Source organism: Kineosphaera limosa NBRC 100340 (genome assembly GCF_000298215.1).
In the GTDB taxonomy this organism is placed as follows: Bacteria; Actinomycetota; Actinomycetes; order Actinomycetales; family Dermatophilaceae; genus Kineosphaera; species Kineosphaera limosa.
The window spans coordinates 37,912-61,284 of the sequence record NZ_BAHD01000010.1; the positions used below are offsets into that span (position 1 = coordinate 37,912).

The window sequence follows — 23,373 nt, forward strand, 5'->3', positions numbered from 1 at the left end:
TAATGTTGCGCCGCGGATTGTCAGACTGCGGACCTCCCGGCCGCGGCGCGAACCCGCCTGGTAGCCGAGCCCGACAGCGCCGGCTCCGACCGGACAAGACGAGGGGGCCGCTATGGCTCAGGCTCACCCCCAGAGCGCAAAGAGGCGCGCTGGGATCTTTCGCACCAAGTCGATCGAGGAATCGCTCGCCGAGACCACCGAGTCGGAGTATTCGCTGAAGAAGCGACTCACGGCCCTCGACCTCACGGTCTTCGGTGTCGGCGTCATCATCGGCGCCGGCATCTTCACCCTCACCGGGCGCGCGGCGGCCACCGTGGCCGGCCCAGCGGTGCTCATCAGCTTCATCATCGCCGCCGTCTGCTGCGGCCTGGCCGCCCTGTGCTACGCCGAGTTCGCCTCGACGGTGCCGGTGTCGGGGTCGGCCTACACCTTCTCCTATGCGACCCTCGGCGAGTTCGTCGCGTGGATCATCGGCTGGGACCTGCTGCTGGAGCTCATGCTCGGCTCCAGCGTCGTGGCCCAGGGCTGGTCGGCCTACGCCGGGGTCTTTCTCGGGCACCTGGGGATCGAGATCCCGAAGTCCGTCGCCTACGGATCCTCGTTCGACCTGCCGGCGTTCCTGCTGGTCGCGGTGCTGACAGCGCTTGTCTGCTACGGCATCAAGGAGTCCCTGCGGGTCAACCTCGTGCTCGTGGGCCTCAAGCTGTTCGTCGTGCTGTTCGTGATCTTCGCGGGCATCGGCTACATCAACACCGCGAACTACACGCCGTTCATCCCGCCGGCCGTGCCCGCGTCGACGACCGGTGGCAGCATCTGGACGGCGCCGCTGGTCGAGACGATGTTCGGCATGGCGCCCTCGGCGTTCGGAGTGGGAGGCGTGCTGGCCGGGGCCTCGCTCGTCTTCTTCGCCTACATCGGGTTCGACGTGGTGGCCACGACCGCCGAAGAGGCCAAGAACCCGCAGCGCGATCTGCCGATCGGCATCATCGCCTCCCTGGTGATCTGCACGATCCTGTACTGCGCGGTCACGCTGGTCATCACCGGCATGATTCCCTACCAGGAGATCTCAACCGAGGCCTCGCTGGCCACCGCGTTCGAACACGTCGGCCGGCCGGAGTTCGCCACGATCATCTCCGCCGGCGCGGTCGCAGGCCTGACGACCGTCGTCATGACGTTGCTCATCGGCGCCACCCGCGTCACGTTCGCGATGTCCCGCGACTGGCTGCTGCCCGCCTCGCTCGGCACGACCAATCCGCGCACCGGCACCCCGATCAAGCTGACGCTGATCATCGGCACCACGGTCGCCTTCATCGCCGCGTTCACCCCGGTCGGCAAGCTGGAGGAGATGGTGAACATCGGCACCCTCGCGGCGTTCACCCTGGTCTCGATCGCCGTGCCGATCCTGCGGCGCAACCGCCCCGACCTCAAGCGCTCGTTCCAGGTGCCAGGCAGCCCCTTCGTGCCGTGGCTGGCGGCCGCCGTCGCGTTCTACCTCATGCTCACGCTGCCCCTGGAGACGTGGGTCCGGTTCATCGCGTGGATGGTGCTGGGCCTCATCATCTACTTCGTCTACGGCATGCGCCGCTCGCGCCTGGCAGTCGGGGCCCACGACATCCCCGCACCGGACTACTCCGCGCACTGACCAAGCACTGACCAAGCACTGACCAAGCACTGACAAAACCACGCGCCCACCCCACAGAACAGTGTGGGGTGGGCGCGTGGCGAGTGGCCGCCGGTCAACAGCTGGTCAGCACCTGAGCGGCAGCTGGCCAGCGCGGCGGCGCCACCGTCGCCTCCTGGCCCGCGCGGGCCAGTGAGTCGGCGATGAAACCGCTCGCCTTCAACTCTTCGACGAACTGCGCGACCCAGGCCAACGTGCTCTGCGAGAGGTCAGGTCGCGTCGCGGCGCACTGGGCGATCTCCTGGAAGCGCTGCGGCACCACCCGATGCCCCGGATGCTCCTGCACCCACCGCGTCGCTGGCTGGCGCACCCCGGCACCGGCCTCCAGGGCTTCGTCGAGGTAGACGTCGACGCCTTCGGCGCCGCGCACCAACTGTGCGTGCGCCAGGGTGCGGGTCAGGTACAGGTCGTAGGCGGACCCCTCCTTGACGCCGATCCGCACCCCCGGCCGGTCCGCCTCCTGCACCGTCGTGATCGGGGAGTCGTCGGGCACGACGAAGACGCCTTCGATGAGCACGTACGGCGGGGTGAAGGCCACCTGCGCAGCCCGGGCCGGCTCGTCGGCCAGGAACGCGAGGTCGGCGCGTCCCTGCACCAGGGCGTCGAAACTGTGCCGCGCTGCATCGACGCACGTGAACTCGACGGGCACCCCGAGCCGCCGAGCCGCCTCCCGCGCGATGTCGACGCTCACCCCGCCGGGGTCCTGCGGGGTGCCGTGGGTGAGCACCGGATTGCCCAGGTTGATGTGCGCGCGCAGGGCCCCGGTGGCGGCGAGCTCGGCCCGCGCCTGCGGTACGTCACCGTGCTCGCCGCCGTGATGGTCGACCAGCTCGTCGACCATCAGGCTCCCCGGACGTGCTGGTTCTCGCCGGCCCACTGGCCGACCAGACCCCGGAAGTGGCCCATGAACATGTCCTCCTCGTGCGGCGGATAGGTGGCCTGCACGGTCTCTTGCAGCAACCGCTCGAAGTCGGCGCTGGTGACCCACTCGTGCACCACCTCCGGCACGTGCGACAGGTGCTTCTCGCAGAACTCCCAATAGCGCTCGGAGTCGAAGTGGTTGTCCGCCAACGCCAGATAGGCGTCGATCTTCTCTTCGTAGCTCAGGTCGGGATTGTCGGCGATTTCGAAGTACGCCTTGGTCCGCAGGTCGATCTGTCCGCGGCGGCCGGTCACCACGCAGAACGTCGACCAGCGCACCAGGGCGGTCATCGCCCACGGGAAGTAGTAGTGCAGGCTCGTCACCGCGACATCGGGGCAGGCGTTCGCGTAGTCGATCGGGTAGACCTCGTTGCCGGTGACGAGCATCTCGGCCGAGTTGAATTCCCAGGAGAAGAAGGCGTTGACGATGCGGCTGATCGCCGCGCACTCGTAGCCCGCCCGAGGGCTGAGGAAGCCGTGCGTCACGGCGTACCGCTCGTGCATCGGCTTGTCCGGCTTGAAGTCCATGACCATGGTCTCGGGCCCGATCGACAGGCACCGGGCGAACGTCTCGTAGTCGATCGTCGCCTGCAGGTGCATGAGCATCTGCCCGGAGGAGTCGTAGGCCGTGTGCAAGTCGTCGCGGTTGTTGATGCGTGAGACACCGCGCCAACCGCCCCCGTCGAAGGGCTTCATGTACATCGGATAGCCGAGGTCATTGGCGATCTGGTCGAGGTCGAAGCTCGTGTTGTAGTTCTCCGACGTGTACGCCCACCGCACATTGTCGACCGGATTCTTGTACGGCACGAGAATCGTGCGCGGCACCTTCAAACCTAGTCGCAGCATCGCGCAGTAGGCGCTGTGCTTCTCCATCGACTGGAAGGTGAACGGGCTGTTCAAAAGGTAAGTGTCGTTCATCAGAGCGGCCTTCTTGAGCCACTCGCGCGGGTGGTAGTACCAGTGGGCGAGGCGGTCGATGACCAGTTCGCTGCGCACCGGGTCGCGCAGATCGAAGGGGTGGATGGTCAGGCGTTCGCTCGTCAGCTCGTGCCGGGTGCCGTCGATGTCGAGCGGGCCGACGCGGGCCAGCAGCGCCTCGAACGCTTGGGGCCAGTCGGTCTCGGCGCCCAGCAGCAGGCCGATGAGGTGATGACGGGTGTTCGACACAGCGACCTCCGCGGGGGTTGGGGTGCCCATTGTCTAGCAGACCGAGGGTCGTGTGCTGTGCCATACTCGCGGGGTCATTGTCGCCCGCGGGGTGCGGAAGCCGGTGTGAGTCCGGCACGGTCGCGCCACTGTGAGGACCCCTGTGGGTCCGAGTCAGACCCGGCTGCGCGGGAGACCCCTTCGTCGGGGGCGCGAAACCCCCAAGGAGTTGCCATGCACATCGCCGAGGGGTTCCTGCCCCCGCTGCATGCCGCGGCGTGGACCGCGGTCGCCGCACCGTTCGTCGTCCACGGCGCCCGCCGCGTCGTCATCCAGGTCCGCGAGCACCCCGAGAGCCGCCTGCTGCTCGGTGCCGCCGGAGCGTTCACCTTCGTTCTGTCCGCCATCAAACTGCCCTCGATCACCGGCAGCTCCAGCCACCCCACCGGGACCGGCCTGGGGGCGGTGCTCTTCCGGCCGCCGATCATGACGTTCCTGTGCACGATCGTGTTGATCTTCCAGGCGTTACTGCTGGCCCATGGCGGGCTGACGACCCTGGGCGCCAACGTCTTCTCCATGGGCATCGTCGGCCCCTGGGTCGCCTTCGCCGCGTGGTCGCTGCTGCGCTCCCGACCGGCGGTGGCGATCTTCAGCGCGATGTTCCTGGCCAACATCTCCACCTACGTCGTCACCTCCTTGCAGCTGGCGCTCGCCCACCCCGACGTCGAGACCGGGTTCGCCGGCGCCGCGGCCAAGTTCCTCACCGTCTTCGCGCTCACGCAGATCCCGCTGGCGCTGGCCGAGGGCGTGTTGGGGGTGCTCGTGTGGCGCCTGCTGACCGGCGTGGCTGCGCCCGAGCTGGCCCGCCTGGGGCTGCCGGTGCCGACCGCGCAACCGACAGCAACCGCTGCCTCCGGCTCGCCGAGCGCCGCACCGAGTGGCTCGCCGGGGGAGTCCTCGGGCGGGTCATCGGGTAGCGCGGACGCCACCGGGTCCACGACCTCGAGCACCGGTGCAGGTGAGTCGCGATGACGCGCCGCCGCTGGATCGACGTCGCCCTCGTCGCCGTGCTCTTCCTGCTCATCGCCGGATCCTTCGTCATCGGGCGCTCGGTGGGCGACGGCGAGTTCGCGGGCACCGACGCCACCGCCACCGAGATGGTGGAGGGGGACGGCCACGAACCCTGGTTCACCCCGCTCTTCGAACCGGAGTCCGCGGAGCTGGAGTCGGGGCTGTTCGCCTTGCAGGCGGGTTTGGGGGGCATCGCGCTCGGCTACTGCATCGGGCGGCTGCACGCCCGCCGGCATCGTGAGGCCGAGGGTTCACCCGCCGCTACGCCCGTGCCCTCCGGCGGACCTGCAGAGACGGGTGGTCGGTGACGGCTTCGGGACTGGCGCTGGACAACGCCGCCTGGGACAGCCCCTGGCGGGAGCGCGCGGTGCGCGACAAGGCGGTGCTCGCGCTCGGGCTCGTCGTTGCGGCGCTCGTGCTGCCGGCCTGGCCGGGGACCGTGTTCGTGGCCCTGGCCGCCGCGGCACTCCTTCTCGGCCCGGCCCGGGTGGCGCCGCAGTTGCTGCTGCGCTGCCTGGCCGCGCCGGCGGTCTTCATCGCCATCGGCGGGCTGTCGGTAGCGGTGACGCTGGCGTGGGACGGTGGGCCACGGCTGGGTTTTGCGCCCGACTCGCTGGCCCGCGCCGGCTCGCTCGTCGGGCACGGCCTGGCCGGCACCCTCGCGGTGCTCGTGCTCGCCGCCACGACCCCGATGATCGACCTGCTCAGCGCGTTGCGTCGGGCCCGCGTGCCCGACGCCTGCGTCGAGGTCGCCGCGCTGATGTACCGCATGCTATTCACGCTGCTGGAGTCGGTGCGGGCGATCCGGATGGCCCAGGAGCAGCGGCTCGGTTACGCCACCCGTCGGGCCGGGATGCGGTCGGCCTCGACGGCCCTGACGTCCGTGCTGCTGCGCGCGTGGCAGCGGGCCGCCCGACTGGAGGAGGGCCTGGTCGGCCGCGGCTACGTCGACGCCCTGCGCACCCTCGACCCGCCGCGGCACGCCTCGGCCCGCTTCGTCGCCGCCAGCCTGCTGCTGCTCGCCGCCGTCGCTGCGCTGACGTTGCTGGTCGCCGGTACCACGGGATTACGTCTGCCAGGGTGGGGCGCGTGAGTCACCTGAGTCTGCGGGCGCGCGGCCTGCACGTCGGCTACGGCGACCATCCGGTGCTGGCCGGTGCCGACCTCGACGTGGCCGGCGGGCGTCGGGTGGCGCTGCTCGGCGCCAACGGCTCGGGCAAGACGACGCTGCTGCGGGCCCTCTCCGGCTCCCTGCGGCCTACCACCGGTCAGGTGCTGCTCGACGAAAAGCCGCTCACCTACGACCGCAAGGGCTTGCGGGCGCACCGGCAGGCCGTGCAACTGGTGCTGCAGGACCCCGACGACCAGCTGTTCTCCGCTGACGTCGCGCGCGACGTCTCGTTCGGTCCGACCAACCTCGGTCTCGATGCGCAGGAGGTGGCCGCGCGGGTCGCGCAGACCCTCGTCCTCCTGGGCCTGACCGACCTGGCGAACCGGCCGGTGCACCGGCTGTCGTTCGGCCAGCGCAAACGAGTGGCGATCGCCGGAGCCCTAGCCATGCGCCCGTGCCTGCTGCTGCTCGACGAGCCCACCGCCGGCCTCGACCCCGTCGGCGTCGACGACATGCTCGACGCCCTACGCCGCCTCGAGGAGCACGACACGACGGTCGTCATCGCCACCCACGACGTCGACCTGGCGCTGGCGTGGGCGGACGTGGCAGCTGTCGTCGTCGACGGCGCCGTGCACCAGGGCGAGCCGGGGGAGGTGCTGAGCGACGCGGACCTGCTCGTCCGGGCCCGATTGCGCCGCCCCTGGGTGTTGGAATTGGCGCAGCGCCTCGGGTTGCCCGCCGACCCCGACCTACCGCCGCTGCGTGACCTCGACGGCATCGCACACCGACTCCAGGGGCGCAGCGCTGGCGAACCAGCACGCCCCTGACCGACCCAGCCATTCCGTTCGGCCGATTCAGCCTGCCGTCTACCAAGAGAAGTTAGGGCAGGCTAACCTTGGTTGCAAAAGTCGCTCAGGCCGAAAGGAGCCGCATGTCCTCGCCGATGCTCAGCGCGCCGATCTCCCAAGCCCTGCGGGGACGAACGGAGTCGACCGCTCGCCGTCTGCTGGCGGGGGCGGGGCGGGCCTCCTTCACCGCTTACCGCCATGACGCGCAGCGCGCGGTCGACGTCCCGGCGCACGGGTTGACCTCGACCGGAGAGTTGGTCGTGGCGCACCGCGGTGCCGCCCTGCCGTGCGAGCCGACAGCCCCGACCCAGGTGCGCCTGGACATCCGACGGGAGGCCACAGAGGCCCGGGTGCGCATCGTGGCCGCCACCGCGCACGCCCTGGGCAGCATCGAGTGGTTGTCCGCCCAGGCGCTCGATCGCGCCGTGGCGGAAGGCCGGCTGCCCCCGACGGTTGCGCTGGTGGCCCAAGCGCCGGACGCGCTGGTCGGCGTGGTGACGTGTGATCGAGTTCTGGTGCACGATGCCGCGGGGGTGACGCCCCTGGCCTTCGCCGACCTGGCGCGGGTTAGGCGCGGTCGGCCGGCGCTGGCGCCCTTTCCGAGCGCCGACCAAGAGTTCGAGGTTGCGGAACTTGCTGCCGCGCTGCCCGAATCGGATGTGTACGAGCTTTATGCGGGGGTCAGCAGCGGTCGTCTTGCGGGCAGCGTGCTCAGCCAGACACCGATCGCGCCGAGCTGCCGCGCCACGCTCGGGCGCATCTACTGGGTGGACATCGATGGTGTGGGCGTCACCTTGATGCACGTCGGGGCGGGGGCCACGACCGTGGTGTTCGCACCTTTCGCGCAGCCTGCTCGCGATCTGGCGCAGTTGTCCGCGCGCCTGACGGGGCTGCTGCACCGGGCTCGGTCCTGACGCGCCAACCGCGTATCTGACAACAGGATCGAGAGCGCGCGTGGTCCCCTATCGGCAGGGGGCCACGCGCGCGTCGCTTCGGCCGGCTCAGCGGCCCACGGAGTTCAGCTGGCTTCGTACAGCTCGCAGGCGGCGTTGTCGCCGCCGACGGTGATCGCCTCGGCGGTGCACATAAGGTCGTTGTTGTGGCGGCACTCCAGGCGCTGGCAGGCGCCGACGTGGCTGTCCGCAGTGGGCAAGCCACCGCGTGCGTCGAGAGCGACGAAGGTGCCGCAGGAGGCCGCGCCGGAGGCTCCGCCGACCGTGATGGCGAACGCGGTGCAGCCGTCGGTGTTGTAGGAGCAAGCGGTGGTCGAGCAGGACGTGACGGTAGCAAGGGCAGGCATGCCGATTCCTTTACGAAGAGTTCGTCTATGCCGCGTATCTGACGCCCTTGACGTTAGCTGTCCTGGTGACGGCCCGCAAGCAAGGTGAGGCTGCCCTGACCTGCGGAAATACCCTCGTGAGGCCTCTCCGTCCGCGGTCGTTGATCGCCGCTGATCGGCACTCCTGCGTCAGCAGAACCGGGGCAGATGGTGGGCAAGCTGCTTCTTCCACCACGGCCAGTCGTGGGCCACGTCATGGCCCCAGACATCGAGCTCGTGCGGGATGCCCTTGTCCGCCAGGAGGCCGGCCATGCGGTGCGTCGAGGGCAGGGCCCCGGTGGGATGGGTTTCCCAGGCGCCCTGGCCGACGACGAGCACCGGATACGCCCGGGAGCGCAGCCAGTCCAGGTGGGGGCCGCCCAGCCCGGTCACGTAGTCGGTCGGGTTGGTGAAGTAGGCGGCGTCGCCGCGCTCGCCCCAGGCGCTCCACGTGGAGGGGTCGTAGTTGCCGGAGAAGCACAGGGCCACCGGGAAGAGGTCTGCTCGGGTGAGGGTGAGGTGCAGGGCGTGGTAAGCCCCGAGGCTGGCCCCCGCGACGATCGCATCGGTCGTGCCGGGGGAGTCCTGCCCGATCCACGCGGCGACCGGCCCGGTGATCCAGCGCTCGTAGTTGCCGTGGCGGTGGGCGCGTTCCTCCAGCGACAGCCAGCGGTCCGACCAGGTCTGCTCGTCGTAGGCGTCGACGCAGTACAGCTTGATCCGTCCGGCTGCCAGCAGCGGCTCGACGGCCTCGAGCATCCCGTTGTTCTCGAAGTCCCAGGCCCGGCCCGCCTCGCTGGGAAACCAGATGACCGGGCGGCCCCAGTGGCCGTAGCGGATGACGGCGCCGGAGCGGCCGAGGCCCGGAGCCTCGAGATCGACGTGCGTCCGGTTCACGAGGCGGCCCCTTTGTCGCAGTTGGCTTTTGTCGCAATGGTCTTGTGTGTCATCGCCACCGTGCGGGTCGGCGATCTGCCCAGCAGGTATACCAGCGCGGAGCGACCCACGGCCGCCGGGCGACCGGCGAGCTACAAAAGAGCCTTCATCGACTCCACCGCACCCTGCAGGTAGCGCGTGACGACCTGCGCCTCCTGCGGCGTCAGCGCGGCATCGAGGCGCCCCAACGCGGCGAACATGGGCATGAGGTGACCGACGACCTCGGCCCGCCCGGAGTCGGAGATGACGACCTCGGTGCGCCGCCGGTCGCTCTCGTGCTTGCGGCGGGTCGCGTGCCCGCGGGCCACCAGCCGGTCGACGATCTGGGTGCCCGCGGCGGTCGTCACGCCGAGTTGCTTGGCGAGCTCGGCCGGGCCGTACGGGCGCTCGGCGAGCCGCTCGAGCGCGTCGAGTTCGCTGTGCGACAGGCCCGCCCGGCGGGCGATGACCGGCCCCACCTGGTTGCCGACGGTCATCACCTCGCGCAGCGCGGACAGGGTCGGCGTCTGTAGTTCGGCGCGAACCCAGGCGACTCCGGAGTCGGGCCCACCCGTGGGGTCACCCGGCTCCGGTTCTGGAGTTGCCATGTCCTCGCTCCCGTGGCTACTGTTAAGTGACTTAGTTAAGCAATTAATGTACCTGCTGGTTCCGGCTTCTACATTCTCACGAGGATCACTGTGACCGCACTCGTCTCCGGCATGGTGCGCCGCCCCCGCGCGGCCATCGTCGCTGTCGTCTTCATCCTGCTGGGCCTGGGTGTCAGCGGCCTGGGCCCCATGACGTCCGCCGGGTCGCCGACCGCCGGACTACCCGATCGCGCCGACAGCACTCTGGTGGCTCAGAAACTCGCCGAGACCGACGACGGATCGGGTTCGGTCGCCGTTGCGCTGTGGACCGCCGACAACGGCGCGTTGACCCAGGCCCAGCTCGCCGACATCAACCGGCAGGCGCTGGCGCGCCTGTCCGCCGCGGGCAACGGGCCGCCGCCGGGGGCTGCAGCCCCCGAGGGCACGGCAGGCGCCCGCGGTGGCCCGGTCGAGGTGAGCGAGGACGGTACGGCGGCGATCGCGCCGATCCCCGTGGCCGCCAGCGACTCCAGCGAGAACGCCGCGGCGGTCGAGCAGTTGCGCCAAGAGTTGCGGGCGGCCGCCCCCGAGGGCACCCAGATCGCCCTGACCGGCCCGGCTGCAGTGCGCGCCGATCTGGCCTCGGTCTTCGACGGCGCCGACGTGCAACTGCTGCTCGCCTCGGCCGCGGTCGTCGCGGTGCTGCTCATCGTCACCTATCGCTCACCGATCCTGTGGCTCGTGCCGCTCAGCCTCGTGGCGATCGCCGAGCGCACGGCGACGACCGTCGCCAGCCGCATCGTCGACGGCGTGGGCCTTGTCTGGGACGCGCAGGTCGGCGGCATCGTCTCGGTGCTGATCTTCGGTGCCGGCACCAACTACGGGCTCCTGCTCATCTCTCGATATCGCGACGAACTACGCACGACCGAGGACAAGTACGCGGCGATGCGCGCTGCGCTGCGGCGTGCGGGGGAGGCGATCTTCGCCTCCGGTTCGACCGTCATCATCGGTGTCATCGTGCTGATCGCGTCGCTGACTCCGGCGACCCGCGCCCTGGGCGTCGGCTCGGCCGTGGGCATCGTCGTCGCCATGCTGTTCGCGCTCATCGTGCTGCCGACGACTCTCGTGCTCTTCGGCCGGCGCATCTTCTGGCCGCTGGTGCCCCAGGTGGCAGCCGACGGGGAGGCGGCCCAGGCCGCCGAGGCCTCGCTGTGGCGCACGGTCGGCAACGGTGTGGCCCGGCGCCCCGCGGCGGCGATCGCGGCCGTGCTCATCCTGCTCGCCGGCCTGGGGGTCGGCGCTACTCAGGTGCAGACCGGGCTCTCGACCCAGGAGCAGCTGCTCGATGCTCCGGAGGCGGTGACCGCGGGGAAGCGGCTCGCCCAGTCCTTCCCCGCCGGCGACGCCGACCCACTCATCGTCCTGGCGCCCGACGCGCAGGCGGCGATCGCAACAGCCCAGAACGTGCCCGGAGTCGTCTCCGCGCGCCCGGCCGGGGAGGTCGGTGACCTGGACCGCGTCGACGTCGTGTTGGCGGCGGCGCCGGGCAGCGACGCGGCCGAGCAGGGCGTCCACGATCTGCGGGCCGCCTACGCCGACAGTGGCGCGCTGATCGGCGGCAACCAGGCCCAGGAGGTCGACAGTCAGGCCGCGCAGGTGCGCGACCGGTGGGTGCTCATGCCGGCGATTCTGCTGCTCGTGCTCGGCGGGCTGATGGTGATGCTGCGGGCCGTCGTCGCGCCGATCATCCTCATCGCCACGGTGCTGGCGACGTACGCGGCGGCCCTCGGCGCGGGCTGGTGGATCTTCACCGGGCCACTCGGATACTCCGCCCTCGACGGATCGGTGCCGCTTTACACGTTCCTGTTCCTCGTGGCCCTCGGCGTCGACTACAACATCTTCCTCGTGACCCGGGCCGCCGAGGAGCGCGCCCGGCACGGCACGAAGCTGGGCATGTTGCGGGCGCTCGGCGCGACCGGAGGGGTCATCACGAGCGCCGGAATCCTGCTGGCCTCGGTGTTCGCGGTGCTCGGCGTGCTGCCGCTCGTGGCGCTGGCGCAGATCGGCGTCATCATCGGCATCGGCGTGCTGCTGGACACCCTCATCGTGCGCACGATGCTCGTGCCGGCCATCGCCATCACGCTCGGCGACCGGTTCTGGTGGCCACGCAAGGCACCGGCGCCGGTGGGCGACGCGGCGGATCGCGGTGGGATCGAGCGGAACGGGGACGCGTCGCCTCAGGGCGCGGCGCGGGCCAACAGGTCGACGAGCGTCGGGTCGAGTAAGTCGCGCCACGTCGTGTAGCAGTGCCCGTCGCGCACGGTGTGCCACGTCGGCGGGCGCCAGGCGGTGAGCACCTGACGCATCGCCATGTTGTTGGCCAGGTTCTCTTCGGCCGTGCCGCAGACGATGGCGACCGGAGGCAGCTCGCGGACCGCCGCCGCATCCTCCCTGGTCTCGGCGACCTCGCGCACGAAGTCCGTGACCTGCGCGAACCGGGAGAAGTTGGCTTCTTGCGGGTCGAGCTTGGGCGTGAAGAACGAGGCGGAGGCCAGGAACAGCCCGCCGAAGGTGCCCGGGTGGCGCCAGTGCGCGTGCAGTGCGGCCAGTCCGCCCAGACTGGCGCCCAGCAGCACCGGCGACCCAGAGGTGGGGTGCGCCGCGGCGATCTCGGGCACGACCTGCGTGGCCAGGGCCGCGGCGTAGTCGTCGTTGGCTGCGTACCGCTCGTCGCGCGGGCCGGGGCGCAGCAGGGCCACCCTGGTCGGTGCCAGCCGCCGGTGGGCGATCGCGACGCCGACAGCGCGGGTCAGGCCGGCCAGCTCGTCGAACTCCGGCCCGTCGTGGGCCAGCAGCAGCGGTGCCTCTTCGTCGGCCGCCAACACCTCCGGCGACCAGACCTGCAGCTCCACCGGTCCGGCGTCGGTCTCCAGCGCGTAGTCGTGGCGCTGCGCGGCCACCGGCTCGTGCTCCAACCAGTGCGGGCGACGATAACCCGGCAGCACCCGCTCCGACTTGTCGCCGAAGGCGCCCCCGACCGTCCGCTCGTTCTCGGGGTCCAGCACGTACTCCTCGCCGGCGTCGTCCTTGAGTCGCGCGACGAACTGATACTCGAGCCGGTCGATGGGCGGGGTCTCCAGGCGCAGGTGCCACACCCGGCCCTCGCGCGTGAAGTCGACCGGCGGGGGGTAGTGGCCGAGTTCGGCATCGGTCCACAGCCGCACCCCGGCGAAGCGCCGATCGGGGTCAGGCAACTCGAAGTCCAGGTGCAGCGGATCGTGCGTCCGATCGGAGGCCATGAGCGAACACTAAACGGCCGTCGCCTGCGGGCGACGGCCGTTCGGCAGGGTTGGTCTGCCGGTTTGTGTCCGCGATCTTTGTCGAGGGGTCAGGCCAGGGCCGCGACCGCCGCGTCGTAGTCCGGCTCCTGGCCGATCTCGGGCACGAGCTCGGTGTAGACGACCGTGCCTTCACCATCGAGCACGACCACCGAGCGGGCCAACAGGGCGGCCAGCGGGCCATCGGTCATCGTGACGCCGTAGTCCTCACCGAAGGAGCTGCGGAAGGCCGATGCGACGGTGACGTTGTCGATGCCCTCGGCGCCACAGAAGCGGCTGAGCGCGAACGGCAGGTCCTTGCTGACGCACACGACCGACGTGTTGTCCAGGCTCGCGGCGAGCTCGTTGAACTTGCGGACGCTGGTGGCGCAGACGCCGGTGTCGACGCTGGGAAAGATGTTGAGGACGACGCGGCGGCCGGCCAGGGAGTCCGAGGTGACGGCCGACATGTCGGAGCCGACGAGGTCGATCGCGGGGGCGGTGGACCCGGCGGCGGGGAGCTCGCCGGAGGTCTGGACAGGGGTGCCCTTGAACGCAGTGGTTGCCATGTGCACCTGCCTATCACGGGGGCGGTCGGGTCGGTCAATGGCGTGGCTGCCAGGTGGGCAGGTGTCGAGCGATCGCACACCCATCTACGTGATCCGTCGACCCCACTTCGGTCTGTCGCCGAAGACATCGGCCCGGCGTGACGTTATGGTCCTGGCGCCGCCTCACTGCGGGTGCGGCAGTGGCCGCGTCGGCACCCTTCCGCCAATCCGGTTGGGCCTCAGCGCTCCACGTTCCACAAGCCCGCCTTGCCCCGTCACCAATGGAGGTGCCACGTGCTCGCCACCTTGACCAGACCGCTGACCCGAGCGGTCGAGCGTTATCTACCCGGCTCGCTGGTCTTCGCCGTCGTCCTGACGTTCGTCGTGGCGCTCATGGCGCTGGCCTGGACCGACGCCGGACCCCTGCAGATCGTCACTGAGTGGGGCGACGGTCTGACCGGCCTGCTCGCGTTCATGACCCAGATGGCGCTCGTCCTCATGCTCGGGCACGTGTTGGCCAACACCCGCCCGGTGCGCCGGGTCCTCGACCGGCTCGCAGCGGTGCCGCGCTCCGCGCCGATGGCCTACGTCTTCGTCACGGTCTGCGCGGCCCTCGCGTCGCTGCTGAGCTGGGGGCTGGGCCTGGTCGTGGCCGCGTTGCTGTCCATCGAGGTGGCTCGGGCCTGCCGCGAGCGCGGCATCAAGGTGCACTATCCGCTGCTCGTGGCCGCCGGCTACTCGGGCTTCGCGGTCTGGCACATGGGCTACTCCGGCTCCGGGCCGCTGACCTCGGCGACGCCGGGCTCGTTCGTCGAGGAGCAGACCGGCTTCATCATCCCCGTCACCCAGACGATCTTCGCCTGGTGGAACCTGCTGGGCATCGTCGTGGCGATCGTCGTTATCGCCGCCACCGTGTGGGCGATCAGGCCGCGCTCGGGCGAGACGATCATCGAACTCCCCGAGGGTGCGCAGCTGTCCGAGGGTGGGGAGGCCGACCCAGCCGCCGGCGCCGGCGGGGAGCCCACCCCGGCCGACCGAGTCGACAACAGTCGCGCGATCACGCTGGTCATCGGAGTGGTCTTCGTCATCTACCTCGTGACGTACTTCGCGCAGAACGGGTTCGCGCTGACGCTCGACATCGTCAACTGGACCTTCCTGTGCCTCATCCTGCTGCTCGTCGGCTCGCCGCGGGAGCTGGCCGGGCTCGTCGCCAACGCCGCCCGCAACGTCGGCGAGATCCTCCTGCAGTTCCCGCTGTACGCCGGCATCCTCGGCATGATGACCGGCACCGGTCTCGTCGCGGTCTTCAGCAACTTCTTCGTGCAGATCGCCACCCCGGCGACCTTGGGCTTGTGGGCGTTCCTGGCCGGCGGCATCATCAACATCTTTGTGCCCTCTGGCGGCGGCCAGTTCGCCGTGCAGGCCCCGATCTTCCTCGACGCCGCCAAGCAGCTCGGCGTGGAGCCCGGCATCGTCGTCATGGGCATCGCCTACGGCGACCAGTGGACCAACCTCATCCAGCCCTTCTGGGCGCTGCCGCTGCTGGCCATCGCCAACCTGCGGGTGCGCGACGTCATGGGCTACACCTCGATCGTGCTCATCACCAGCGGTCTGGTGTTCGGCGGCACGATGCTGCTGGCGGGCCTCACCTCCTAGGGCGGCTCACGCGTCCGGTTGGAGCGCCTTGAGCAACCGGACGCGTTGCCCGAGCAGTTCTGCGGCGCTGGTGGTCTGCACCGGCCGGTGGGCCGGGTCGGTGGTCGCCAAGTCCGTGGTCGCCGAGTCCGTGGTCGCCGAGTCCGTGGTCGCCGTATCGCGCATGAGGTCCCGGGCGTCGGCGACGGTCCGAATGATCGCCCACGCTCGGGCGCGATCCTCATCGACGTCGGCAGCCTGCGACAACCAGCCGAGACGGCAACGGATGTTCCAGTGCAGATCGCCGTCGATCGCCTCCGGCCAGCGGTTATGCAGCGCGGGCCAGAGCGCGAACGCCGGCTCCGCCGCCATCGGCTTGGGGTCGATGGCCCGCCACTGCGTGACGTCCGGGCGTGCCCGCAGGATGCCGGCGGTGTCGGCGACCGGGTCGTCGGCGCGGCGGGCCAGCACGTTGGCGTAGTGCAGGTCGGTGTGTACGAGCCGGTCGTCCAGCGGCTCGTCGTCGGCGAGCAGGTCGGAGGCCAGTGCACGGGCCTGCTCGATGAACCGGCGCGGCAGCCGCGGGTCGGGGGCGGCGCTGTCCTGCACGAAGTGGCGCGTCCACGCCGAGAGCGTGTCGAGCTGGGGGAGGGTGGGCCGGTCGAGCCGGCGCAGCAGGGCTCCGATGATCGCGCACGCCTCGTCCTCCGGTACGCCCGTCAGGTCGCGGTCGGGGTCGAGGCGCTCCAGCAGCAGCGCCCAGTCGCCGGGGTGCGCGGCCAGCAGCCGCACCGCACCATCTGCGGCCCACGCGCGCAGCGCGAGATGCTCGTGCCGCGCCTCCGGGTGCGGCCACGTGAGCTTCAGCGCCGCCGGCGTGCCGTCCGCGCGGCGCACGGCCACAACCAGCGCGCAGTGCCCGTAGCGGCTCGGCGCGGCGCCCGGATCACTGGCCGTTTCCGCGGCGTGGGTGGCGCCCGCGGTGCGCGCCTTCCTGGTGTTGGCGTGCCTGGTCGTGGCGTGCCTGGTGGTGGTGTGCCTGGTGGTCGTCTGCGCGGAATTGGTATCGACCCGAAGCTCCCACCGGTCCAGCGCGTCGCCCAGCAGACCGGGCAGCCGGCGCAGCCACGCGTCCCCGTCGACGCCCGGAGTCCCCGCGTCGATCGCTACCGCCGTCCGGCCCCGAATCCCCGCAGCGAACCGCGCCGGCACCAAGGCGTCGAGGGCGCTCGTCACTGCGTCTTCACTCCATCCTCACTCCATCCTCACTCCGGGAGTCTGACACCCGCGGCGCACACCGACTCGGCCCGCCCCACCTCCCAGCAGCCCAGCCCCCAGCCCAGGCCCCGCGACCCAGGCCCCAGCAGCCCAGCCCCCAGCAGCCCACAAGTCGAGTTGTCACTTTTGTGGCCCAGTTGTCGGTCCTTTGTGACGTCTGGGCCCCGAAAGTGACGATTCGCCGCGGCGAAAGTGACGACTCGGGTGGAAAAGTGACAACTCGGCGCGCGAGCTACGTCAGCAAGGCCTGCCCGACCCACTCGCCCGGTGCGGCCCCGGGCGGCACGGCGTAGACGGCCGAGCCCACGTGTGTCGACCAGGTGTTCAACGCGTCGGCCTGCGCGAGCCGGCGCTGCACCGGCACGAAGGCCGCCCCGATGTCGGCTTGGTAGGCAGCGAAGAGCTGCCCGGCATCCCGCTGGCCGTCGGCACCGGGTCCGTCGTCGTAGTTGTAGCCGCGCCGCAGCATCCGCTCGGACCCGCTGCGGGCCTGGGCCCGGGCCGCGTGCGAGTTCGGCGGAACGACCGTGAATCCCTGGTCGTCGCTGGCCGTGCGGTCGACGACCGTGAACTCCGACGTGCCCGCCGGGGAGCTCAGCGGGCTGCCGTCGGCGACTCGGCGGCCGAACGCCATCTCCTTGGCGGCAGTGTCGACGTCGTCCCAGCGCTCCAGGTCCAGGCGGATCCGACGCAGCACCAACTGCGTGCCCCCGGCCATCGGACCTGGGCCGGCGCACCAGGCCACCGACGCCACCTGCGCCGGATCGCGCTCGTTGGCCGAACCGTCGCGCATCCCCAGCAGGTTGCGCGGCGACGCATCGTCGGGCTCGCCCGGCTCGTGCCCGGTGGTGGCGAACCCGCGCTGCACCCAACGCAGCTCGCACACGTGGGCGGCATCGCGCAGCAGCCGCCGCTGGGCGTAGGCCAGCCCGGTGGGGTCGTCCGAGCAGAGCTGCAGCAGCAGATCCGTCTGTCCCCACCGCCGATCGAGTCGGTCGGTGGCGAACGCAGGCAGCGAGCGCACCCCCTCCGGGCAGCGCTGCGCCACACCGGCAGCGGCGAACAGCCCCGGGCCGAACCCGAAGGTCACGGTCAGCCCGGCGACGGCCGCCGCCGAACTGGCCTCCAGCGCGCCGAGCGGGGGCCGCCCGGAGCAGAGTCGGGCCGCGTCGTCGGTGAGCATCGCGAGCACCCCGGCGAGGTCGCGGGAGTCCGTGCCGGGTAGAAGGTCGAGCCCCACAAAGCTCACGTGCGCTTTCTGCCGCGTGGTGATGCCCGCCTGGTGCTCCCCGTAGAACGGCACCATCACGGGCGTGGCCGACACCGAGTCACGATCGGGCGCCGCGGCCGGCTGGCCGGCTCCACCCGTGCCCGATCCGCCAGTGCCCGATCCGCCCGTGCCCGCCCCGTCAGCGCCTGATCCGCCAGGGCCCGACCCGCCAGAGACAGCTGGCCGCCGATCGGAGAGGAACGCCACTCCTCCTGCTCCCGCCAGCACGGCTGCCGAGCCACCGAGCAGTGCCCGGCGACTCGGGCGCCCCAGGCGGGCCGTCATGACGTCGGGGCAGGCGCGGTCGGTTGCCCTGGGGTCGGCGCGCCCGAGTGGTACGGCTCGTTGGCCCCCGCGAACTGCTTGGCGACGGCGCGAAACTCGAGGCTTCCGCCGTCCTGCGTCGTCAGGGTGACGTTCACGGTGTCGCCGACGGCGATCGGGCGGGTCAGGTCCATCACCATGACGTGGTCGCCCCCGGGCTGCAGCACCAGCGACCCACCCGCGGGCACCTTGATCTTCTCGACGTGCTGCATCGCCGGCTGACCGTTCTTGTTGACGGTCGCGTGCAGTTCGGCCCGCTGCGAGGCGGACGACGTGGCGGCGACGAGCTCGACGTCGTGGTCGCCGACATTGCGGACGATGCCGAACACGCCGGTCATCGGGTTGGCGGCGACGTCGGGGCGGGCCACGGTCCACGCGTCGAGCACCTCAAGCCCGGCTCCGGCACCGTCGGTCGCCTCGGCCGCTGGGGTGGTGGCGTCGTAGGTCGTAAGGGCGCTGGCCGCGGCTCCGGGCGCCACGGCGTCGGGTGAGCCGGTGCAGGCCGCCAGGGCCGGGGCCATGGCAAGTGCCAGGACGGCGCTGGACAGGGTGCGCAGGCGGGGGCGGTGAGTGCAGGAGGAGCGCGCCGGGGCTTGCGTCGCGGCAGTTGGCTGCGCGGCCCGGGGCAGGGGAGAGTTGACGAACGAGGGCATAACGAAGTCCTAAGGTGCTACGCGGCGAACGCCGCAGAGTCGATGTGCGAGGTCAGTAGGCTCGACACATCGGAGGACCCCGATCCGGATTGACCGCGACGATGCGGCGTCCCGTCGCGGCAGCGTCGGTCACGTGGACCCGCCACAGCGGCGCCGCGATGCACGCAGCGGGAGCGGCCGGAACGCGGCACAACCGCCGCACCGCGCGCCACAGCAGGTCTTCGCCGTACGCCAGCACCAGTGCGCACACCCCGATGGCCAGGGCGTGCGCCAGCAGCATGGTCGGTGTCAGGCCCGCCTGCAGACCGGTGGACGCCTCGGCTGGTGCCGCGCTCATGCCCGCGGCTGCGCTCACGGCCTGCGCGGCTCCCACGACGTGCTCGGTCGGCGCGCTGAACCCGGAGGCCGCGGACCCGTGCATCCCCGCGTGCCGCGGCGACCCGGAACCGAAGGGTGCGGCGAGCGAAGCGGCGGCGTGAGTGGCGTGAAAGAAGACGTGCAGGCCCGCCTGCGCGAGGGCCAACGCCGCGGCCAGAGCAGCGAATCCCAACCGTCGCGCGGTCAGCAGGTAGCCGCCGAACCACAGCGGCAGCGCCCCGAGCAGCAGCACCCCGAACGGCGGCAGACCGCCACCCGAAGCGGCGTGCGCACCGGCGGCCAGGGCAAGGCAGACGAGAGCGAACGCCCCCGTGCGACTCAGGCGCACCCACCCGTGCTGCGGCCCCATGCCGCCCACCCTACGATCCGTCGACGCCGCCCTCGCCCAGACCCGGCACATTCGGCGCGGGGCGTCAGGCCACACCCAGCGCCCGGGGTCCGGCGCCCCACTGGCCGCGCCACCATTCGGCCTCCCGAGCCCAGCTCAGCAGCGAGGCCACGACCTGCGGTGCCGCTCCGGGCGTGTCTGCGCTGGTGGGGGGCGCGGCGGCCACGGCCCGCACGTGGGCGTCGGCGAGGTCGGTCAGGAGGCGGTGGGCCAGCTTCGCGGCGTCGGCCGGGGTGTCGACGGGGTCGTCGAGGACGTAGCCCAGCGGGGCGGCGGGTGCGGTGTTGCCCGCCTGTTGTTCGAGGAACTGCCGTTGCCTGCGGGCCGCGTCCAGGCTGGCGCGCGCGACCTGCGCCCGCTCGCCGCCGGCAACGACCACTCGGGCCGTCGCCACCTCCAGGCCGTAGACGACGGGCCGGACCGTAGCCAGCAGGTCGACCGCTTGCTCGACCGATCCCGCCGCCGGCCGCCGGGGTGCCTGCAACGCGCCGGCGCCCAACAGCCTGGCCGCCTGCGCGCGGGTCACCAGGCAGCCGGCGAGCAGGGCCCGGTCGGCGGCCGGTGCGGCGGCCAACGCATCGACCTCCCGCAGGCCGGCGGCCTCCGCCTCCAGCAGCCGGGCCCGAGCATCGTCTTCGCTGCGACCGCTGGGGGAGGCAGTGGGAGAGCCGCTGGGAGAGGTAGCGGCTGTGCCCGACTCGGCTGGCGGCACCGGCTCCGACACCGACTCCAATCGGGCGATGAGGGCGGCGATCTGCTCACCGTGCACGCGCAGCAGCACCCGCGAAAGGACCGGACCACCCGCGACGCTCCACGCCTGCGCCGCCGCGTGCGCCGAACGGGAGGCCGCGAGTTCGGTCCGCAGCGCCGCCGCCCCCGGGTAGGCCCGCGCCGAGGGGACGATCGGCAACTGTGGTGCCCCACGCTCCCAGCGCAGCCCGCACCCGCTGGCGGCGCCGAGGGCGGCCAGGGGGATCAAACCCAGCACGGCGCGCCGGCCCAGGCGTCGATCGGGCGCGGAATCGTCACTATCCCAAGCGGTTTCGGCCCCGGAGCGAGAAACTGACGGTGGGGGCGGCGCGGGCATGTCTCGATCATGACGGATCGGATAGGGCATCCGCGCGACCCCGGGCTCTGGTTAGAGTGTCGGGAAGCCGCCGCCCGCCGCGCTCGACCTGATGCTCGGGCCGCGGCGCGCGCCGCGCTCACAGACGGCAGCTGAATAAGGCAGATGAATATGGCAGATGAATATGGAGGCGCCTCCGATGGGTGACACCCTCGAAGAACGGGTCCGGGAGCACGCACAGGAGGCCGTGGCCCCGCTGGGGCTGGTCGTCGACGACCTGAGCATCGTGCGAGCCGGCAAACGACGACTGGTGCGGATCGCGGTCGACGACGACCTGAGCGCCCTGGCCGCGGGCGACGAGACCACCCCGGTGCCCCCGGTGGCGCTGGACACCGTCGCCGACGCCACCCGAGCGATCGACGCAGCCCTCGATGCCGCCGACCCCATGGGCCAAGCCCCCTACGTCCTGGAGGTGACCTCTCCGGGCACCTCGCGGCCGCTGACGCAGCCGCGACACTTCCGCCGCAACGTGGGCCGCCTCGTCAAGCTGGCCCTGGCCGACGGAACGACCCTCCTCGGCCGCATCGCCGCCGCCGGCGAGCACGGCCTACACCTCGACCTCCAGCCCACGCAGGCCCAGGGCAAGCACAAGAACGCGGCCGCAGGGGCCAAAGCAGGGGCGGCGGGGAACGAATCCGCGGCGCGGTTCGTCGACTATGCCGCCCTCACCGGCGCCCACGTGCAGGTCGAGTTCAACCGCGCCGACGAGGCCGACGAGGCCGACGAGGACTATGTGGACGACGGCGCTGACGGCGATCTGGAGCAGGACGAGACCGACTCGCACAGCGAAGAGCAGGAGGACTGATGGACATCGATCTGGCCGCGCTGCGCGCCCTGGAACGTGAGCGGGATGTGCCGCTCGACGTCATCGTGCCCGCCATCGAGCAGGCACTTCTGCTCGCCTACCACCGCACCGAAGGCTCGTTTCGGCACTCCCGCGTCGAGTTGGACCGCAAGACCGGCCACGTCGTCGTGTGGGCCCGCGAGGACGCCCCCGTCGACGAGGAGGGCAACCGCGGGGAGCCGGGCCCGGAGTTCGACGACACCCCCGAGGGATTCGGCCGGGTCGCGGCCTCCACCGCCCGGCAGGTGATCCTGCAGCGACTGCGCGACATCGAGGACGATGCGATCCTCGGCGATTTCAAGGGCCGCGAGGGCGACATCGTCACCGGCGTCATCCAGCAGAGCCAGGGCCGCGGCGTCCTCGTCGACTTCGGCTCCGTCGAGGGGCTGCTGCCCACCTCCGAGCAGGTGCCGGGGGAGAAGTACGTGCACGGCGACCGGCTGCGTTGCTTCGTGGTGTCGGTCAAACGCGGCCCCAACGGCCCGCAGATCGGACTGTCGCGCACCCACCCCAATCTGGTGCGCAAGCTCTTCGCCCTCGAGGTGCCGGAGATCGCCGACGGCACCGTCGAGATCGCCGCCCTGGCGCGCGAGGCGGGGCACCGCACGAAGATCGCGGTCGCCTCCAACGCCAAGGACGTCAACGCCAAGGGCGCCTGCATCGGCCCGATGGGGCAGCGGGTGCGTGCGGTCATGGCCGAACTGCGGGGCGAGAAGATCGACATCGTCGACTACTCCCCGGACCCGGCGGCCTTCGTCGCCGCGGCCCTGTCGCCGGCGCGCGTCACCTCCGTGGAGGTCATCGACGCGGCCACCCGCACGGCCCGCGTCATCGTGCCCGATTACCAGCTCTCCCTGGCCATCGGCAAGGAGGGGCAGAACGCGCGGCTCGCAGCCAAACTCACGGGCTGGCGGATCGACATTCGGCCCGACACCGACCCCGACGGTCCGCCGCCCGGGCCGCCACGTGCCGGTGCCGACCGCTCCGGCGACCGAGCGCGCCGCGTGGGTGGGGCTCCTTCGGATCGCGGCCACCGCAGCGGCCCCCGCCCGGGCTCAGGCATGGCCCCTCGCGGAGGGCGGAGCGAGGCGGCGGGTGGCGCGCACCCCTGATGGGCGCGGTAGGATGGTCGCTGACCGTTCGGTCACGGTGAGTGCCGCCTGCGCTCGCGCCCCCAGGTTCAACGTTTCGAGCCCGATATGAGCCCGGCCCCGCCGGCCTCTTCGACGGGTCCTTCGATGAGCCCGGTGCGCACGTGCATAGGGTGCCGCCTCCGTGACCAGCGATCGGCTCTGTTGCGTGTGGTCCTCACCGTCGCCGAGTCCGAGAGTCGCCCCGGCGGGGTGGCGTCGGGCGCAGGCGTGCAGGTGCGGCCGGATCCCCGGTGCCGACTGCCCGGCCGGGGCGCGTGGCTGCACGTCAGCCTTGAGTGCCTCGACCAGGCGATTCGACGTCGGGCCTTCACGCGGGCGCTGCGGGTCGAGGTTCCGGGCAATCGCCTGGACTGCGATCTCGTACGGGAGTACCTGAGCGCACACACGACGGAGTAACCGCACAAAAGCCGACGCGGCAGCAAGGCCGCGCCGGGCACCAGTAAGAGACCGAAAGCGGGTTTGACGCTGATGAGCATCCGATGAGTACTCGGCAATGAGCATCACCCAGCATTGACAACGGTCCGTACTGCGACGACCTGATCGACTCGATCGATCGGATGCCGCCAGATCCGGACCGTAGACGAGGAGAAAAGTGGCTAAGGTCCGGGTCTATGAGCTCGCCAAAGAGCTCGGTATCGAGAGCAAGACCCTGCTCAATCATTTGAAGGATCAAGGGGAGTTCGTGCGGTCGGCCAGTTCGACCATCGAACCCCCGGTCGTCCGCAAGATTCGCGAGACGTTCCCCACCGGGCGCGGCGACAAGCCGTCCGCCCGCGGCGGTGCAATGCCCTCCGGGCCGCGCCCGCCGGCACCCAAGCCCGGCCGCCCAGGTGGCGCGCCGGGTGGTGGCACCGCACCGT

The 23,373-nt window shown here is 71.2% G+C and carries 24 protein-coding genes; 12 read left to right on the forward strand and 12 right to left on the reverse strand.

What is annotated here, in order from left to right; all coding sequences use genetic code 11:
* Positions 1-112: 112 nt before the first annotated feature.
* Positions 113-1,642, forward strand: a complete 1,530-nt coding sequence (locus tag KILIM_RS03470) for an amino acid permease (protein WP_006591236.1) — start codon at positions 113-115, stop codon at positions 1,640-1,642.
* Between the two features lie 94 nt (positions 1,643-1,736).
* Here KILIM_RS03470 and KILIM_RS03475 read toward each other — a convergent pair whose 3' ends face one another.
* Together KILIM_RS03475 and KILIM_RS03480 are read right to left on the reverse strand one after the other, a co-directional pair.
* A complete protein-coding gene (locus KILIM_RS03475; protein WP_006591237.1) occupies positions 1,737-2,522 on the reverse strand; it encodes a transporter substrate-binding domain-containing protein in 786 nt (261 codons plus the stop codon).
* Entirely contained in the window at positions 2,522-3,769 is a 1,248-nt protein-coding gene (locus KILIM_RS03480) for an ATP-grasp domain-containing protein (protein ID WP_006591238.1), read from the reverse strand. Before KILIM_RS03480 ends, KILIM_RS03475 begins: the two co-directional genes overlap by 1 nt.
* Positions 3,770-3,982: 213 nt before the next feature.
* Between KILIM_RS03480 and KILIM_RS03485 the strand changes: the two genes are divergently transcribed.
* The 5 genes from KILIM_RS03485 to KILIM_RS03505 all read left to right on the forward strand — a co-directional run bounded on the left by KILIM_RS03485 (position 3,983) and on the right by KILIM_RS03505 (position 7,692).
* Positions 3,983-4,780 carry an energy-coupling factor ABC transporter permease gene (locus KILIM_RS03485; RefSeq protein ID WP_006591239.1) on the forward strand — a complete coding sequence of 266 codons (798 nt, stop codon included), beginning with the start codon at positions 3,983-3,985 and terminating at the stop codon, positions 4,778-4,780.
* A complete protein-coding gene (locus tag KILIM_RS03490) occupies positions 4,777-5,127 on the forward strand; it encodes an energy-coupling factor ABC transporter substrate-binding protein (protein WP_006591240.1) in 351 nt (116 codons plus the stop codon). The genes KILIM_RS03485 and KILIM_RS03490 overlap by 4 nt, the downstream gene beginning before the upstream one ends.
* Positions 5,124-5,912 carry a cobalt ECF transporter T component CbiQ gene (gene cbiQ, locus KILIM_RS03495; RefSeq protein ID WP_006591241.1) on the forward strand — a complete coding sequence of 263 codons (789 nt, stop codon included), beginning with the start codon at positions 5,124-5,126 and terminating at the stop codon, positions 5,910-5,912. The genes KILIM_RS03490 and cbiQ overlap by 4 nt, the downstream gene beginning before the upstream one ends.
* Entirely contained in the window at positions 5,909-6,757 is an 849-nt protein-coding gene (locus KILIM_RS03500; RefSeq protein WP_006591242.1) for an energy-coupling factor ABC transporter ATP-binding protein, read from the forward strand. Before cbiQ ends, KILIM_RS03500 begins: the two co-directional genes overlap by 4 nt.
* 104 nt (positions 6,758-6,861) lie before the next feature.
* The gene (locus KILIM_RS03505; RefSeq protein ID WP_006591243.1) at positions 6,862-7,692 is read left to right on the forward strand and encodes a hypothetical protein; all 831 of its coding nucleotides are present in this window, start codon (positions 6,862-6,864) and stop codon (positions 7,690-7,692) included.
* A gap of 104 nt (positions 7,693-7,796) precedes the next feature.
* On the opposite strand, the gene KILIM_RS03510 is transcribed toward KILIM_RS03505, so the two are convergent.
* The 3 genes from KILIM_RS03510 to KILIM_RS03520 all read right to left on the reverse strand — a co-directional run bounded on the left by KILIM_RS03510 (position 7,797) and on the right by KILIM_RS03520 (position 9,619).
* A complete protein-coding gene (locus KILIM_RS03510) occupies positions 7,797-8,078 on the reverse strand; it encodes a DUF1540 domain-containing protein (RefSeq protein WP_006591244.1) in 282 nt (93 codons plus the stop codon).
* A gap of 168 nt (positions 8,079-8,246) precedes the next feature.
* Positions 8,247-8,993 carry an esterase family protein gene (locus KILIM_RS03515; RefSeq protein ID WP_006591245.1) on the reverse strand — a complete coding sequence of 249 codons (747 nt, stop codon included), beginning with the start codon at positions 8,991-8,993 and terminating at the stop codon, positions 8,247-8,249.
* A gap of 131 nt (positions 8,994-9,124) precedes the next feature.
* Complete coding sequence (locus tag KILIM_RS03520; RefSeq protein ID WP_006591246.1) at positions 9,125-9,619, reverse strand: MarR family winged helix-turn-helix transcriptional regulator; 495 nt, start codon at positions 9,617-9,619, stop codon at positions 9,125-9,127.
* A 90-nt stretch (positions 9,620-9,709) separates the two neighbouring features.
* Here KILIM_RS03520 and KILIM_RS03525 point away from each other — a divergent pair, with 90 nt between their 5' ends.
* Positions 9,710-11,902: an MMPL family transporter gene (locus tag KILIM_RS03525; protein WP_006591247.1), complete on the forward strand. Its 2,193-nt coding sequence runs from the start codon at positions 9,710-9,712 to the stop codon at positions 11,900-11,902.
* Here KILIM_RS03525 and KILIM_RS03530 read toward each other — a convergent pair.
* Positions 11,836-12,897 carry an alpha/beta hydrolase gene (locus KILIM_RS03530; protein ID WP_006591248.1) on the reverse strand — a complete coding sequence of 354 codons (1,062 nt, stop codon included), beginning with the start codon at positions 12,895-12,897 and terminating at the stop codon, positions 11,836-11,838. The two genes, KILIM_RS03525 and KILIM_RS03530, sit on opposite strands and share 67 nt — an antisense overlap.
* 89 nt (positions 12,898-12,986) lie before the next feature.
* Positions 12,987-13,484 carry a thiol peroxidase gene (gene tpx, locus KILIM_RS03535; RefSeq protein WP_006591249.1) on the reverse strand — a complete coding sequence of 166 codons (498 nt, stop codon included), beginning with the start codon at positions 13,482-13,484 and terminating at the stop codon, positions 12,987-12,989.
* Between the two features lie 273 nt (positions 13,485-13,757).
* On the opposite strand from tpx, the gene KILIM_RS03540 reads away from it, so the two are divergent.
* A complete protein-coding gene (locus tag KILIM_RS03540) occupies positions 13,758-15,119 on the forward strand; it encodes a short-chain fatty acid transporter (RefSeq protein ID WP_006591250.1) in 1,362 nt (453 codons plus the stop codon).
* Between the two features lie 6 nt (positions 15,120-15,125).
* On the opposite strand, the gene KILIM_RS22015 is transcribed toward KILIM_RS03540, so the two are convergent.
* From KILIM_RS22015 to KILIM_RS03565, 5 genes are all read right to left on the reverse strand, one after another.
* Entirely contained in the window at positions 15,126-16,334 is a 1,209-nt protein-coding gene (locus tag KILIM_RS22015; protein WP_006591251.1) for an aminoglycoside phosphotransferase family protein, read from the reverse strand.
* A 274-nt stretch (positions 16,335-16,608) separates the two neighbouring features.
* Complete coding sequence (locus KILIM_RS03550) at positions 16,609-17,700, reverse strand: Dyp-type peroxidase (RefSeq protein WP_006591252.1); 1,092 nt, start codon at positions 17,698-17,700, stop codon at positions 16,609-16,611.
* A gap of 227 nt (positions 17,701-17,927) precedes the next feature.
* The gene (locus tag KILIM_RS22020) at positions 17,928-18,623 is read right to left on the reverse strand and encodes a copper chaperone PCu(A)C (RefSeq protein WP_006591253.1); all 696 of its coding nucleotides are present in this window, start codon (positions 18,621-18,623) and stop codon (positions 17,928-17,930) included.
* Between the two features lie 52 nt (positions 18,624-18,675).
* Positions 18,676-19,350: a hypothetical protein gene (locus tag KILIM_RS22025; RefSeq protein ID WP_157551425.1), complete on the reverse strand. Its 675-nt coding sequence runs from the start codon at positions 19,348-19,350 to the stop codon at positions 18,676-18,678.
* A gap of 64 nt (positions 19,351-19,414) precedes the next feature.
* The gene (locus KILIM_RS03565; RefSeq protein ID WP_157551426.1) at positions 19,415-20,476 is read right to left on the reverse strand and encodes a ferritin family protein; all 1,062 of its coding nucleotides are present in this window, start codon (positions 20,474-20,476) and stop codon (positions 19,415-19,417) included.
* A 178-nt stretch (positions 20,477-20,654) separates the two neighbouring features.
* On the opposite strand from KILIM_RS03565, the gene rimP reads away from it, so the two are divergent.
* From rimP to KILIM_RS03585, 4 genes are all read left to right on the forward strand, one after another.
* On the forward strand, positions 20,655-21,320 hold the full coding sequence (rimP, locus tag KILIM_RS03570; RefSeq protein WP_006591256.1) for a ribosome maturation factor RimP: 666 nt from the start codon (positions 20,655-20,657) through the stop codon (positions 21,318-21,320).
* Positions 21,320-22,471: a transcription termination factor NusA gene (nusA, locus tag KILIM_RS03575; RefSeq protein WP_006591257.1), complete on the forward strand. Its 1,152-nt coding sequence runs from the start codon at positions 21,320-21,322 to the stop codon at positions 22,469-22,471. Before rimP ends, nusA begins: the two co-directional genes overlap by 1 nt.
* A 126-nt stretch (positions 22,472-22,597) precedes the next feature.
* Positions 22,598-22,909 carry a YlxR family protein gene (locus KILIM_RS23085; protein ID WP_246308450.1) on the forward strand — a complete coding sequence of 104 codons (312 nt, stop codon included), beginning with the start codon at positions 22,598-22,600 and terminating at the stop codon, positions 22,907-22,909.
* A 196-nt stretch (positions 22,910-23,105) separates the two neighbouring features.
* Positions 23,106-23,373: translation initiation factor IF-2 N-terminal domain-containing protein (locus KILIM_RS03585; RefSeq protein ID WP_006591259.1), on the forward strand; the 268-nt coding region annotated here is incomplete at its 3' end.